The sequence below is a fragment of the Billgrantia ethanolica genome (assembly GCF_021404305.1).
In the GTDB taxonomy this organism is placed as follows: Bacteria; Pseudomonadota; Gammaproteobacteria; order Pseudomonadales; family Halomonadaceae; genus Halomonas; species Halomonas ethanolica.
In genome coordinates, this window is record NZ_JABFTX010000001.1 from 273,379 (window position 1) to 287,150 (window position 13,772).

Consider the following 13,772-nt stretch of genomic DNA (forward strand, 5'->3'; position numbering starts at 1 on the left):
CTTGCGCTCCAGGCCCAAGGATGTCAATCCCGGTAGCGCCGGGTCAGATCGCCATAGGCGTCGATGCGGCGGTCGCGCAGGTAGGGCCAGATACGCCGCACGTCCTCGCAGCGGCTCATGTCGAGCGTGACCAGCATACGCTCGGCCTTGGTGCCGGCGTGGGCCAGCAGCTCGCCCTGAGGGCCGGCGACGAAGCTGCCGCCCCAGAAGTCGATGCCTTCGCCCACGCCGGAGTGGTCCGGTTCGTGGCCGACGCGATTGGCAACCACCACCGGCAGTCCGTTGGCCACCGCATGGCTGCGCTGGATCAGCGTCCAGGCCTCCTTCTGGCGTGCCTTCTCGCCGTCGTCGTCGGAAGGGCTCCAGCCGATGGCGGTGGGGTAGAGCAGCACTTCCGCCCCGGCCAGGGCCATCAGGCGCGCCGCCTCCGGGTACCACTGGTCCCAACATACCAGCAAGCCCAGACGGCCCACCGAGGTGTCAATGGGCTGGAAGCCCTGCTTGCGGCTGTCGTCCTGATCGCCCGGGGCGAAGTAGAACTTCTCGTAGAAGCCCGGGTCGTCGGGGATATGCATCTTGCGGTACACGCCGACCCGGCCCCGGTCGCCGTCGTAGACCACGGCGGTGTTGTGGTAGAGGCCCGGAGCGCGGCGCTCGAACAGCGAGCCCACCAGCACGATGCCGAGCTCCGCGGCGAGTGCCGCCAGGCGCTGGCCTGTGGGGCCGTCCAGCGGTTCTGCCAGGTCGAACAGTTCGGTGTCTTCGTACTGGCAGAAGTAGTGCGTGGCATGCAGCTCCTGCAGCAGCACCAGCTCGGCGCCGGCGGCAGCCAGCTCGCGCACGCCGGCCTCGCTCTCGGCCAGGCTCTTGCTCTTGTCGGGCCAGGCGGGTTGCTGGACCAGGCCGACCTTGAGGGTGCGGGTCATGATGTCTCTCCTTGCTGAGTTGCGACGTTCAGGCTGCCCTGGGGGAGCTGCATGGTCAGGCAGTGCAGGCTGCCGTGCTGGCGGATCACGCTCAGGCAGTCGATCGGCACGATATCGCGGTCGGGGAAGGCGGAGGCCAGGGCGACGAGCGCCCGGCTGTCGGCGGCGTCACCATAGACAGGCACCAGCACCGCGGAGTTCACGATCAGGAAGTTGGCGTAGGTGGCCGGCAACCGGTGGCCGTCCACCGGATCGAAGCAGGGGCGTGGCCACGGCAGAGGCACCAGTCGATAGGGCTCGCCATCGCTGCGGCGCAGCGCCTGGAGCTCGGCTTCCATGGCGGCCAGGGCCGGGTAGTGCGGATCGGACTCGTCGTCGCAGCGTACATAGGCGATGGTGGCCGGGTCGCAGAAACGCGCCAGGGTGTCCACGTGGCTGTCGGTGTCGTCGCCTTCCAGATGGCCATGGGCCAGCCACAGTACCCGTTCGACGCCGAAGTCGGCCTTGAGCAGGGCTTCCACCGCCTCGCGGTCGAGGTGCGGGTTGCGGTTGGGGTTGAGCAGGCAGGCCTCGGTGGTGAGCAGGGTGCCTTCGCCGTCGGTTTCGATGGCACCGCCTTCGAGCACCACGTCACGGCTTTCCACCGGGCAGGCGTAAGCGTCGAGTTCGGCCAGCTTCCGCGTCAGCTCGTTATCGCGCCCGGCCTCGAACTTGCCGCCCCAGCCGGTGAAGACGTAGTCGAGCAGAACGGGGCTGCCGTCGCGCTCGATGGCGATGGGGCCGTGGTCCCGCGCCCAGGTGTCGTCGGCGTCGGCCACCGCGAGGTGCAGGCGCGAGGCCTCGACGCCCAGATTGGCGAAGCGCTGGGAAAGATGTACGCGGGTGGCGGCATCGGGTACCGCGATCAACACGTGCTGATAGCGCGTGATGGCGACCACCATGGCTTCCATGGTGGCCTCGATGCGCTCGAGAAGAGGCGCCCAGTCGCTGGTCGGAGTGGGCCAGGTGAGCTGGACGGCATCCTGGGGGTGCCATTCGGGGAGCAGGCGGTTGGCCATGAGCAAAGCCTCTTGAGTCGCGTCTTAGGGAAGCGCTGCACAAATGCCTACGCGAGCGAATCACTGCGTTGCGCGGTGCCGAAGCGTCGGACCGGCGGATCCTCACATATAACCCATATGCTCCGGTTGACTCGCAGCCTTCGGCTACTCGCCCCTTCGGGGCCAGCCTACGGCTGTTTGTCGCTTCGCTCGGTACTGTGCTCCGTGCGCCTTGTGCTTCATCTCGCTCGTCGATTTGTTCAGTGCTTCCTTGGAACGGGGCCGGATAGCGAGTCGGCGCAATGTAGGCCGGCACCGTCAATGATGCAAGCTTCGGGGAATGATTGCGCAGCCGATGCAGCGCGGCGCAAAAAACCGTACCATGGCCACCTCTGACAAGGAACGCGATGATGCTCGACCGCCTGCCACTGCTGATCGGGTTGCGATATGTGCGCGCCAAGCGCCGCAACCACTTCATATCCTTCATTTCTCTCACCTCCATGCTGGGCCTGATGCTGGGTGTGGCGGTGCTGATCCTGGTGCTCTCGGTGATGAACGGCTTCGACCACGAGCTGCGCACCCGTATTCTCGGCATGGTGCCGCACACCAAGATCGAGTCGCGTAGCGGCCTGGTCGAGTGGGAGGCCATGGCAGAACGGCTGATGCAGCGCGAGCGAGTGATCGGTGCCGCGCCCTACGTGCAGCAGCAGGGCATGTTCTCCGTAGGCGGGCGAAACGAGGGGGCCATGGTCAACGGTATCCATCCCGAGTGGGAGGATCGCGTCTCGATCATCGGCCGGCACATGCAGCGGGGCAGTCTCGACGACCTGCAGCCGGGTGAGTGGAACATCGTGCTCGGCTCGCTGCTGGCGCGACACCTCGGTGTCGGCGTAGGGGATCGGGTTACGTTGCTGGTACCGGAGGCCTCGATCACACCGGCCGGGGTCTTCCCCCGCCTCAAGCGCTTCACCGTGAGCGGTATCTTCAGTGTGGGTGCCGACCTCGACGCCAACCTGGCCTACGCCAACATCGAGGACATGCAGACCCTGGCGCGTCTCGGCGACGCCGTGGGTGGGTTGCGTCTGGAGTTGGACGACCTGTTCGTCGCCGCCAGCGAGACCCGTGCCATCATCAACGAGCTGGGCACCGGCTACCGCGGCATCGACTGGACCTTCTCCCACGGCAACCTGTTCCAGGCCATCCAGATGGAGAAGCGCATGATCGCGCTGCTGCTGACGGTGATCATCGCCGTGGCCGCCTTCAACATCGTCTCGACCCTGGTCATGGTGGTGACCGACAAGCATGCCGACATCGCCATCCTGCGTACCATCGGCGCCACGCCACGCTCGATCATGGGCATCTTCGTGGTGCAGGGCATGGCCATCGGCGTGATCGGCATCGCCATCGGCGTGGCGCTCGGGATCCTGCTGGCGCTGACCATCAGCGACCTGATCGGCTGGGTGGAATCGGCGCTCGGCATCCAGTTCCTCGATGCCGGGGTCTACTTCATCAGCGATCTGCCGTCGCGCCTGCACTGGGACGACGTACGTAACATCGTGGCCGCCGCCTTCGGCTTGACCTTCCTGTCCACGCTCTATCCGGCCTGGCGCGCGTCGCGCGTGCAACCCGCGGAGGTACTGCGCTATGAGTGATTCAGCCACCGTGAACAAGGACGAACTGATCCAGCGCACGGCCAGCGGCAAGGTGATGCTGGCCTGCCGCGACCTGACCCGGATCTACCACGAGGGGCCGCAGGACGTGACCGTGCTCGACTCCCTGTCGCTGGAAGTGCGCGCCGGGGAGCGTGTCGCCGTGGTGGGTAGCTCCGGCTCGGGCAAGACCACGCTGCTCAACCTGTTGGGGGGGCTCGACCGTCCCACCCGCGGCGAGGTGGCCATTGCCGGTGAGTCGCTGCTGGACCTGGGCGAAGCGGCGCTGGGCAAGTTCCGCAATCGCCACATCGGTTTCGTCTACCAGTTCCACCATCTGCTGGCCGAGTTCACTGCCCTGGAAAACGCCGCGTTGCCGCTGATCGTGCGGGGTATGCGCAAGAAGGCGGCCGAGGCGCAGGCGCGTGAACTGCTGGTCAAGGTGGGCATCGAGCACCGCGCCGATCACAAGCCGGGCGAACTCTCCGGAGGCGAGCGTCAGCGGGTGGCCATTGCCCGGGCGCTGGTCACCGACCCAAGCCTGGTACTGATGGACGAGCCCACCGGCAACCTGGATCAGGCTACGGCGGCCAGCATCCTGGCGCTGATGGACGAGCTGGCGCGGACCACCGAATGCGCTTTCGTCGTGGTGACCCACGATCCGTCGCTTGCTGCGCATCAGGATCGCGTCATGAAGCTCGACGGCGGGCGTCTGACCGAGCAGCACTGAGCGGCAGCGATTCCGTCGGCAAACCTTTCGAGCCCCCGTTCAACGGGGGCTCAGTCCTCCATTTCCATGCGCCGCAGGCGACGACGCATGGCACGCTGTTTCCAGCTGCGCGAGATGTGCCAGCGCCACACCAGGCGTACCAGCAGGTTGCCCAGAATAGCGAACACGATGGCCGATACCACCGAGCCGAGCGCCAGGGCCGGCAGGATGTCGGCCATGCGTGAGGCGATCCAGTGGGTCGACAGGCGGGCAGGGGCTTCGCGCACCGGGGTATCCATCAGCCAGGCGCCGATACGGTAGTTGCCATAGAAGATCAGCGGCATGGTCAGGGGATTGGTGATCCATACCAGGCCGACCGAGAGAGGCAGGTTGCAGCGCAGTACCCAGGCGCCGAAGGCAGCCACCACCATCTGGAAGGGAATCGGCAGCATGGCGCTGAACAGCCCGACCGAGAAGGCATTGGCCACGGTGCGGCGCGACAGCACCCAAAGCCCGGGGTCGCCGATCATGCGGCTCATGAAGCGCAGCGAGCGCTGGCGCCTGAGCGTATCGGGGTTGGGCATGTAGCGCTGCAGGAATCGGCGCGGCATGTCGGGTTGGCTCGCTGCTTCGGGACCCGGGTATTATCCATGGATGGGGCGTGGCCCGCCATGCTGGGCGCAACAATAAGATGACGCCACGAGATGAGCCGGGTCAGGGATCGAGGGAGACAGGGAGCGTGCGAATTGGCATGGCGATGCCGCTGGCGCTGGCGGCACTGGCGGGGGTCGGTCTGGGGCATCTGGCACCACCTGGGCTGTTCGAGGCCTGGGCGTTGTGTCTGCTGTGGCTGGCGGGCCGTGGACACTGGCGCGCCGTGATGCTGGGTGGGCTTGTTGCTGTCACCTCCAGTCAGATACTGCTGGCCAGGGGCGCCGTGCTGCCGGATGGGTTGTTGCGCGAAGACCTGCTGGTGGCAGGGCGCATCGAGTCGGTGGAGGACGAAGGTCGGCTCAGCCGCTTGATGCTGCGTGTCGACGCCTGTCGCCCGCTGGACTCCGCCCGGCTGCCTTGCGATGCGCTGAGACGGATACGACTCAGCTTCTATGGGGCGCCCGAGATACATGCCGGAGAGCGCTGGGCGCTGACGGTGCGCCTGAGGCCGCCGGCCGGTTTCGCCAACCCCGGCACCTTCGATTACGGCGCCTGGCTATGGCGTGAGGGCATCCAGGCGACCGGCTATGTGCGTAGCGAGCCTGCCGCTGAGCGTCTGAGGCCGGCGCCGGCCTCGCTGCGTGAGCGCGCGCTCGAGCATCTCGACGCCCAGGATCTGTCGCCTCAGGCGCGCCGCTGGTTGGCTGCGCTGACCCTGGGGGCCGGTGAGCGGCTCGAGCGTGACGACTGGGATCTGCTCAATGCCAGCGGCACGACCCACCTGGTGGTCATCTCCGGTCTGCATGTGGGGTTGGTGGCGGCTTTCGTGCTGCTGGTCGGTCGTAGCGTGTCGCGCGTGGTGACGCCCCGCCTGTGGCGCATGGCGGTATGGCCCTGGTGGCTGGCAGGTGCGGCGGCGGTTGGCTATGCCTGGCTGGCGGGCCTGCAACCGCCCGCCATGCGTGCCATGATCATGACCTTGCTTGGGCTGTGGGTGGCCAGCGGGCGCCATGCACCGGGGCCCTGGCAGGCCTGGTGGCTGGCATTGGGCCTGGTGGTATTGATCGACCCGCTGTCGGTGTGGCGCCCCGGGCTGTGGCTCTCTTTCGTTGCCGTGGCGCTGCTGATCCTGATCTGGCAGGGCCGACCCCGACTGCGCGGATTTCGCGGCTGGAGCTGGGGACTGGTACGCACGCAGATGCTCTTGGCGCCGCTGATGGCGGCCGCGGTGCTGATGGCCTTCGCGCGGCTGGCGCCGGCGGCTCCGCTGGTCAATATAGTGGCGGTGCCGCTGGTCAGCACGGTGCTGGTACCGCTGGGGCTGCTGGGCTGGCTGCTCGCACCGGTGCCGCTGCTCGCTGCGCTGTGCTGGCGTCTGTTCGAGTTCACCACTCAAGTGCTGGTGGGTGTGCTCGAACTGTCGGTGGCGGTGCTGCCGCTGTGGTGGCCACTGGCGGAACTCGTCTGGCCGCTGGCATTGATGCTCGGGCTGGTGGCGCTGCTGTGGGCGCTGCCGGGGCTCGCCGGTGCGCTGCGCCTGGGAGCGACGCTGCTGCTGGTGCCGGCCATGCTGGGGCTCGAGGCCTCTGGTCCCGAACCGGGCACGCTGCGGGTGAGGGTGCAGGACGTCGGCCAGGGCCAACTGGTCGAACTGCGCAGCGCCAATTACCGTCTGCTGTATGACACCGGGCCGCGTTTCGCCTCGGGCTTCGCACCGCTGAGTTCACTGTGGCCGGCGGGACAGCATTTCGACGAGGTGATGGTCAGTCACGACGATCTCGACCATGCCGGTGGTGTTGCCGTATTGGCTGAGCGTCACACGGTGGAACGCTTTCTGGCGCCGCCCGGCGAGGCGATAGACGTACCTTTCGACAGCTGCCTGCGGGGCCAGGCATGGCAGCGAGACGGCGTCGCCTATCGCGTGCTGTGGCCGCCCGAGGAGACGGCCGAGCTGTCGAGCAACGACCGCTCCTGTGTGCTCGAGGTGACGGTCGGCCAGGACCGCCTGTTGATCACCGGCGACGTGGGGCGTGACATCGAGCGTATGTTCCTGCTCGACGTGCAGCTCCCCATCACCCTGCTGGTGGCGGGGCATCACGGCAGCCGCACCAGTTCGGGGCCGCAACTGGTACAGATGCTCGCACCCGAGCACGTCGTCTACAGTGCTGGGCGTCACAATGCCTTCGGTCACCCTCACGATGAGGTGGTGCGCCGCTTTCGCCGTGCTGGTAGCTGTCAGTGGAGCACGGCGCTGGATGGTGCCGTGACCTTCTGGCTGGGCGAACGACAGACGGCATCGCCAAGCGCTGCCCGCCCAACGCCCTGGCGCCGTGGCGGTGTCGAAGGCAGGTGCCATGCGGTAGAATCGCGCCAGTGATCGCGACGCTGGTTGCGTGAAGAGGGGATAACCATGGACATGATGGATGCGCTCATCGCCGGCGGCTGGTTGATGATCCCCTTGCTGGGGTGCTCGCTGCTGGCGACAGTGATCATCATCGAGCGGCTGTGGACGCTGCGGGCCAAGCGTATCGCGCCCTATGGCCTGGGCCAGGAGGTCTGCTCGCTCGTGGCGCGCGGCCAGGTCAATCTGTATTGGCTGGAGGGGCACTCTCCTTTGGGGGGCGTGCTGGCAGCTGGGCTGCGCAATGCCAGGCTGGGCCACGAGCAGGTGAGAGCGCGGCTGCAGGAGGCCGCCACGGCGGTGATCCACGACATGGAGCGTTTTCTCAGCCCACTGGGAACCATTGCCGCCATCACGCCGCTGATCGGGCTGCTGGGCACCGTGGTGGGTATGATCGAGGTCTTTGCCGTGATCGTCTCCGCCGACGGCGTGGGGCGTACCGCAGAGCTCGCCGGTGGCATCTCTCGGGCCCTGGTGACCACCGCCGCCGGGCTCACCGTGGCGATCCCGGCGCTGATGTTCCACCGCTACTTCCAGCGCCGGGTCGAGGAGATCACCGTGCGCATGGAGGAGCAGGCCAGCCAGGTGGTCGAGTTTCTCGCTCACTATCGCGGCGAGATCGGCTTCAATGACCAGCGTGAAGGTGAGCGCCCTGGCGCGGAGGCGCGGCCCACGTGAAGTTCGCTCGCAGGCGCCAGGATCCGGTGGAGGTCAACCTCACGCCGCTCATCGACGTGGTTTTCCTGCTGCTGATCTTCTTCATGGTGTCGACGACGTTCGAGACGCGGCAGGCCCTCGAACTGACCCTTCCGGAGAGCGTTTCCGGGGTGGATCTCGAGGCATCGCCGGTCACCCTGGTGGTGACCGAACAAGGGCGCTATCGCCTGGGCGAGCGGGAACTCGGCGCCGCTGAACTGAGCCGGGCGCTGGCCGACGAGGCCGAGCAGGCCAGGCAGCATGGGCTGGTGGTCGAAGCCGACGCCAGAGCGGTACATGCCGATGTGGTGCGCGCCCTGGACCAGGCCGGCGTTCTCGGCATCCGCCAGGTGCGCATCGCCACGCGCGAAACACAGGCAACATCCACGCAAGCGGAGACACCGTGAATCAAGACCGGACCCAACACTCGGGCTGGGCCCTCTACAAGCAGCTGCTGGCTTATGTGAAGCCTCACTGGATCTCCTTTTCCCTGGCGATCGTCGGCTACGCCATCTATGCGGCCTCCAGCACGGCCCTGGCCGAGATGATGAAGCGCCTGATCGACGGCATCCAGAACCCGGACGCCGCCTTCCGCCTGCTGCTGCCGCTGTTCGTGGTGCTGATGTTCGCCGCCAGGGGGCTGGGCACCTTCCTCGGTACCTACTTCATGAGCAACGTGGCGCGCAACGTGGTCCATGCGCTGCGCTGCAACGTGTTCAACCACATGCTGCACCTGCCCGGGCGCTTCTTCGATTCGCACTCCAGCGGACATCTGATCTCGCGGGTCACCTATCACGTTGAGCAGGTCACCGGGGCGGCGACCAACGCCATCACCATCCTGCTGCGCGAGGGGCTGTTCGTGGTGGGGCTGCTGTCCTACCTGCTGTGGACCAACTGGATGCTGACCCTGCTGTTCGTGGCGGTGACGCCGCTGATCGGCGGTGTGGTGAGCTACGCCAGCAAGCGCTTTCGGCGCATCTCCCAGCGTATCCAGGACTCCATGGGCGACGTCACCCATGTCGCCTCCGAAGCACTGACGGGCTACCGAGTAGTGCGCACCCATGGGGCCGAAGCGTACGAGAAGGCGCGCTTTGCCCGGGCCAGCGACTACAACCGCCAGCAGAAGATGAAGGAAGCCCTGACCAAGGCGATCAGCACGCCGGTGATCCAGCTGCTGATCGCCGTGTCGCTGGCCGTGCTGGTATGGCTGGCCATGTCACCGGCGCTGCTGGCTGACATGACCCCCGGCGAGTTCGTCGCCTTCATCACCGCCGCCTCGCTGATGGCCAAGCCGGTACGTCAGCTCACCGAGATCAACAGCGAGATCCAGAAGGGCATTGCCGCCGCCGGGGAGCTTTTCGGCCTGATGCAGGTGCCGCTCGAGCCCGATGAGGGCACTCGCGAGCCCGAGCGCCTTCGCGGTCGCGTCGAACTGCGCGGGGTGCACTTCCGCTATGGCGACGATCAGCCCGACGTGCTCAAGGGTATCGATGTGCTCATCGAGCCGGGCGAGATGGTCGCCATCGTCGGCCGCTCGGGCAGCGGCAAGTCGACGCTGGCCGGGCTGCTGCCGCGCTTCTATCGGCCCACCGCCGGGGAGGTACTGATCGACGACGTACCCCTCGATGAATACCGCCTGGCACCGCTGCGCCGGCAGATCGCCCTGGTGTCGCAGCAGGTCACGCTGTTCAACGCCAGCGTGGCCGACAACATCGCCTATGGCATGCCGGAAGCAGACCGGGGCGCCATCGAGAGCGCCGCGAAGGCGGCCTATGCCCATGAGTTCATCGAGCGTCTGCCCGATGGCTACGACACCATCGTCGGCGACAACGGCGTCATGCTCTCCGGCGGCCAGCGCCAGCGGCTCGCCATCGCACGGGCGATCTTCAAGGATTCTCCGCTGCTGGTGCTCGACGAAGCGACCTCGGCGCTGGACACCGAGTCGGAGCGTTACATCCAGCAGGCGCTGGAGGTGGTGTGTCGCGGCCGTACCACCCTGGTCATCGCCCACCGGCTCTCCACCATCGAGCGGGCCGATCGCATCCTGGTGATGGAGCAGGGTCGGATCGTCGAGCAGGGCAGCCATGCCGAGCTCATCGGCCGCGATGGTGCCTATGCGGCCCTGCACCGGCTGCAGTTCCAGGAAGCCCCGGTGTCATGAGCCTGGGGGAGCGCTGGCTTCAGGCCGCCTATGGCGGCAGTGCCTGGCTCAGGCTGCTGGCCCCCCTCGAGGCACTCTATCGGCACGTGGTGGCGCGCCGTGCGGCTGCCTATCGTGACGGCCGGCGCGCGGTGTGGCGAGCCGAAGTGCCGGTGATCGTGGTGGGGAACGTGACCCTGGGAGGTACCGGCAAGTCACCCCTGGTGGCCTGGCTGGCGCGCCATCTGAGTGAGCGTGGCTGGCAGCCGGGAATCGTTTCGCGGGGCTATGGTGGCAAGCTGGAGCAGGGTGCCGGCTATCCGCTGCATGTCACGACCGACACGCCCATCGCCCACAGCGGCGACGAGCCGCGCATGCTGGCGCGCCAGACCGGCGTGCCGGTGGTGGTAGACCCCGACCGGCCGCGTGGAGCCAAGGCCCTGTGCCAGCTGGGCTGCGATATCCTGCTCAGCGACGACGGCCTGCAACACTTGGCGCTGGGGCGCGATCTCGAGCTGGTGGTCGTTGACGGCCGTCGAGGCTTCGGCAACGGCCGCTGTCTGCCGGCCGGCCCGCTGCGCGAGCCGCTGTCGCGGCTGGACGAGGTGGATGCAGTACTGATAAACGGCGAGCCAGCCTTCTCCGCTGCGGCGGACGCCTGGATCTTTCGCCTGGTGCCGGCGCGCTGGCGTTCGCTGAGCGATGGTGAGGTCAGGCCCCTCATGCCGCTGCCTTTCGACGGGCCGGTTCACGGCGTGGCGGGTATCGGCAATCCGCAGCGCTTCTTCGCCACGCTGGAGGCGCTGGGTGTGCGGGCAGAGCCGCATGCCTTTCCCGATCACCACCGCTTCACGGCCCAGGATCTGACCTTCGGCGACGGCCTGCCGGTGGTGATGACGGCCAAGGATGCCGAAAAGTGCGACTCGCTGGTGCTCGGGGAGGTCTGGGTGCTGGAGGTCGAAGCCGAACCTTCGCCGAACTTCGTGGCCTGGCTGGACAGACGCCTTGCAAGCCTGCGATAACCGAATGGTCAGGTAAGCGAGAGCATACTACTCGTGGACGATAGAGGTGAAACGATGGACAAGGAACTGCTGGCCATGCTGGTCTGCCCGCTGTGCAAGGGCAAGCTCAAGTACGATCGCGAGGCTCAGGAACTGCGCTGCCATTACGATGGGCTGGCCTATCCGATCCGCGACGGCATTCCGGTGATGCTATCCGAAGAGGCGCGCCAGATGGACGCAGACGAGAAGCTGCCGGCTTCGCCCGGACGCACCGGGGAAGCATGATGGCGCAGGATCGACCCTTCATTGCGGTGGTTCCGGCACGTTTCGGCTCATCGCGTCTGCCAGGCAAGCCGCTGCTCGATATCGCCGGCGAGCCCATGGTGGCCCATGTATGGCGGCGGGCTGCGGCGAGCTCCGCCAGCCGAGTCGTCGTCGCCACCGACGATGAGCGTATTTGCGACGCCCTGGCCCCGCTGGGTGCCGAGGTGGTCATGACCCGCGCCGATCATCCGTCCGGTACCGACCGGCTGGCCGAGGTCGCCGAGCTGCTGGCGCTGGATGACGACGCCGTGCTGGTCAACGTACAGGGAGACGAGCCGCTGATTCCGCCGCGGCTGATCGATCAGGTGGCCATGCGCCTGCATGACGATGCCGAGGCATCCATTGCCACCCTCGCCGAACCCATCGCCGATGTCGAGTCGCTGTTCAATCCCAACGTGGTCAAGGTGGTACGCTCACTTTCCGGGCGGGCGCTCTATTTTTCCCGCGCCCCCATCCCCTGGGACCGCGAGGCCTTTGCCGCGCGCCCCGAATGGCTCGAAACCGATGCCTGGCTGCGCCATATCGGCATCTATGCCTATCGCGCCGGCTTCCTCGCGGCCTATCGCGACTGGACCCCTTCGGCGCTCGAACGGCTGGAGCAACTGGAGCAGCTGCGCGCGCTGCACTACGGGCATGTCATCCAGGTAGCGCTGGCCGCCGAGCCCAATCCGCCCGGCGTCGACACGCCGGAGGATCTGGAGCGCGTCAGGGCACTGCTGAGCGAGAACCGATAAGGAGTAGAGCATGCGCGTTCTTTTCGTCTGCCTCGGCAACATCTGTCGCTCGCCCACCGCCGAGGGCGTGTTCCGGCGCGAGCTGGAGAAGGCGGGGTTGGCCCACCGGGTGGAAGTCGACTCCTGCGGCATTGCCCACTGGCACGTGGGCAAGGGGCCCGACCCGCGCACTACGGCGGCGGCGCGTCAGCGTGGCATCGACCTGAGCGAGCTGCGTGCGCGCCAGCTGGCGGCCGAGGACTTCTCGCGCTTCGATTATCTGCTGGCGATGGACCACGACAACCTGGTGGCCATTCGGGCGCAGTGCCCCGAGGGGTGTGGCGCCCATATCGGACTGTTTCTCGACTTCGCCGGTTACGTCGATCGCCCGGTGCCCGATCCCTACTTCGGTGGGGAGCAGGGCTTCGAAGAGGTGCTGGATCTGGTCGAAGCCGCCTCTCGCGGCCTGCTCGAGGAGATCGCCCGTCGGCTCGAAGGGCAGCGGGTTTGAACGATATCGTCCGTCACGATCATGATCTGACGCGGAGCAACACGCTGGGCTTGCCCTGCCGGGCCGAGCGTTTTGCCGCTCCGGACACGGTCGGTCAGCTGCGCGGGCTGCTGCAGCGGGCTGCCGCTCAGGGCTGGCCCGTGACCCTGCTTGGCGGCGGCAGCAACCTGATCCTGCCGCAGCGTCTGAGTGGCCTGGTGCTCCGGCCGGCGCTGAATCATTGGTGGCTGGAGCGGCAGGGTAGTGCCGTGCAGCTGCATGTCGGTGCCGGCGTCGAGTGGCATCCGCTGGTCATGACATTGGCGGCTCGTGGCCTGTGGGGCACGGAAAACCTGGCCTTGATACCTGGCCACTGCGGGGCCGCGCCGATCCAGAACATCGGTGCCTACGGGGTCGAGCTGTGCGAGCTGGTCGAGGCGGTGCAGGTGGTGTTCATGGATGATGGGCGCAGCGCCGTGCTCACCGTCGAGGAGTGCGCCTTCGGCTACCGAGACAGCATCTTCAAGGGCGAGCTCGAGGGCAGGGTGGTCATTACCGGCATGACGCTTCGGCTCGGCCGAGAGGCCGCGCCTCGTCTGACCTACGGCGATCTGGCCCAGCGGGTAGGCCCTGAGCCGACTCCACTCGAGGTGGCCGAGGCGGTATGCGCCATTCGCCGCGAGAAGCTTCCCGATCCGGCTGAGCTGGGCAATGCCGGCAGTTTCTTCAAGAATCCCATCGTGGAGCGACAGGCGGCCGAGCGCTTGCTGGCGACATGGCCCGACATGCCGCGCTTCAAACTGGCCGATGGACGGGTGAAGCTGGCTGCCGGCTGGCTAATCGATCGCTGCGGCCTCAAGGGGTGGCAAAGCGGGCACTTCGGGGTGCACGAGCGTCAGGCCCTGGTGCTGGTGCACTTCGGCGGCGGTGATGCCGCAGAGCTGTTGGCCTTCGCCGACGCGGTGGCCGAACGGGTTCGAGAGCGTTTTGGCGTGGTGCTGGAGCGGGAGCCCCGGTTGGCCTGAGCCCTGT

General features: G+C 67.1%; 14 protein-coding genes. 11 read left to right on the forward strand and 3 right to left on the reverse strand.

Annotation, left to right across the window (positions count from 1 at the left end):
- Positions 1–23 precede the first annotated feature (23 nt).
- Both HOP53_RS01250 and HOP53_RS01255 read right to left on the reverse strand, forming a co-directional pair.
- Positions 24–926, reverse strand: a complete 903-nt coding sequence (locus tag HOP53_RS01250) for a carbon-nitrogen hydrolase (protein WP_234268305.1) — start codon at positions 924–926, stop codon at positions 24–26.
- Complete coding sequence (locus tag HOP53_RS01255) at positions 923–1,984, reverse strand: agmatine deiminase family protein (protein ID WP_234268307.1); 1,062 nt, start codon at positions 1,982–1,984, stop codon at positions 923–925. Before HOP53_RS01255 ends, HOP53_RS01250 begins: the two co-directional genes overlap by 4 nt.
- 389 nt (positions 1,985–2,373) lie before the next feature.
- Between HOP53_RS01255 and HOP53_RS01260 the strand changes: the two genes are divergently transcribed.
- Together HOP53_RS01260 and HOP53_RS01265 are read left to right on the forward strand one after the other, a co-directional pair.
- Positions 2,374–3,615 carry a lipoprotein-releasing ABC transporter permease subunit gene (locus HOP53_RS01260; RefSeq protein WP_086508384.1) on the forward strand — a complete coding sequence of 414 codons (1,242 nt, stop codon included), beginning with the start codon at positions 2,374–2,376 and terminating at the stop codon, positions 3,613–3,615.
- Positions 3,608–4,342: an ABC transporter ATP-binding protein gene (locus tag HOP53_RS01265; protein WP_086508383.1), complete on the forward strand. Its 735-nt coding sequence runs from the start codon at positions 3,608–3,610 to the stop codon at positions 4,340–4,342. Before HOP53_RS01260 ends, HOP53_RS01265 begins: the two co-directional genes overlap by 8 nt.
- Before the next feature lie 50 nt (positions 4,343–4,392).
- On the opposite strand, the gene HOP53_RS01270 is transcribed toward HOP53_RS01265, so the two are convergent.
- Positions 4,393–4,932, reverse strand: coding sequence for a DUF2062 domain-containing protein (locus HOP53_RS01270; protein WP_010627938.1), 540 nt, complete (start codon positions 4,930–4,932; stop codon positions 4,393–4,395).
- 128 nt (positions 4,933–5,060) lie between these two features.
- On the opposite strand from HOP53_RS01270, the gene HOP53_RS01275 reads away from it, so the two are divergent.
- Genes HOP53_RS01275 through murB form a run of 9 tightly spaced genes read left to right on the forward strand, consistent with a single transcriptional unit; the run spans position 5,061 to position 13,765 of the window.
- Positions 5,061–7,352 carry a DNA internalization-related competence protein ComEC/Rec2 gene (locus HOP53_RS01275; protein ID WP_234268309.1) on the forward strand — a complete coding sequence of 764 codons (2,292 nt, stop codon included), beginning with the start codon at positions 5,061–5,063 and terminating at the stop codon, positions 7,350–7,352.
- Positions 7,353–7,385: 33 nt separating this feature from the next.
- A complete protein-coding gene (locus HOP53_RS01280) occupies positions 7,386–8,054 on the forward strand; it encodes a MotA/TolQ/ExbB proton channel family protein (protein WP_234268311.1) in 669 nt (222 codons plus the stop codon).
- Positions 8,051–8,479 carry an ExbD/TolR family protein gene (locus HOP53_RS01285; protein WP_234268313.1) on the forward strand — a complete coding sequence of 143 codons (429 nt, stop codon included), beginning with the start codon at positions 8,051–8,053 and terminating at the stop codon, positions 8,477–8,479. The genes HOP53_RS01280 and HOP53_RS01285 overlap by 4 nt, the downstream gene beginning before the upstream one ends.
- On the forward strand, positions 8,476–10,233 hold the full coding sequence (msbA, locus tag HOP53_RS01290) for a lipid A export permease/ATP-binding protein MsbA (protein WP_234268318.1): 1,758 nt from the start codon (positions 8,476–8,478) through the stop codon (positions 10,231–10,233). Before HOP53_RS01285 ends, msbA begins: the two co-directional genes overlap by 4 nt.
- On the forward strand, positions 10,230–11,234 hold the full coding sequence (lpxK, locus tag HOP53_RS01295; protein ID WP_234268319.1) for a tetraacyldisaccharide 4'-kinase: 1,005 nt from the start codon (positions 10,230–10,232) through the stop codon (positions 11,232–11,234). Before msbA ends, lpxK begins: the two co-directional genes overlap by 4 nt.
- 54 nt (positions 11,235–11,288) lie before the next feature.
- Entirely contained in the window at positions 11,289–11,498 is a 210-nt protein-coding gene (locus HOP53_RS01300) for a Trm112 family protein (protein WP_234268320.1), read from the forward strand.
- Positions 11,495–12,271 carry a 3-deoxy-manno-octulosonate cytidylyltransferase gene (gene kdsB, locus HOP53_RS01305; protein ID WP_234268321.1) on the forward strand — a complete coding sequence of 259 codons (777 nt, stop codon included), beginning with the start codon at positions 11,495–11,497 and terminating at the stop codon, positions 12,269–12,271. The genes HOP53_RS01300 and kdsB overlap by 4 nt, the downstream gene beginning before the upstream one ends.
- A 10-nt stretch (positions 12,272–12,281) precedes the next feature.
- Positions 12,282–12,761, forward strand: a complete 480-nt coding sequence (locus HOP53_RS01310) for a low molecular weight protein-tyrosine-phosphatase (protein ID WP_234268323.1) — start codon at positions 12,282–12,284, stop codon at positions 12,759–12,761.
- Entirely contained in the window at positions 12,758–13,765 is a 1,008-nt protein-coding gene (gene murB, locus HOP53_RS01315; RefSeq protein WP_234268325.1) for a UDP-N-acetylmuramate dehydrogenase, read from the forward strand. Before HOP53_RS01310 ends, murB begins: the two co-directional genes overlap by 4 nt.
- Positions 13,766–13,772: the final 7 nt, after the last annotated feature.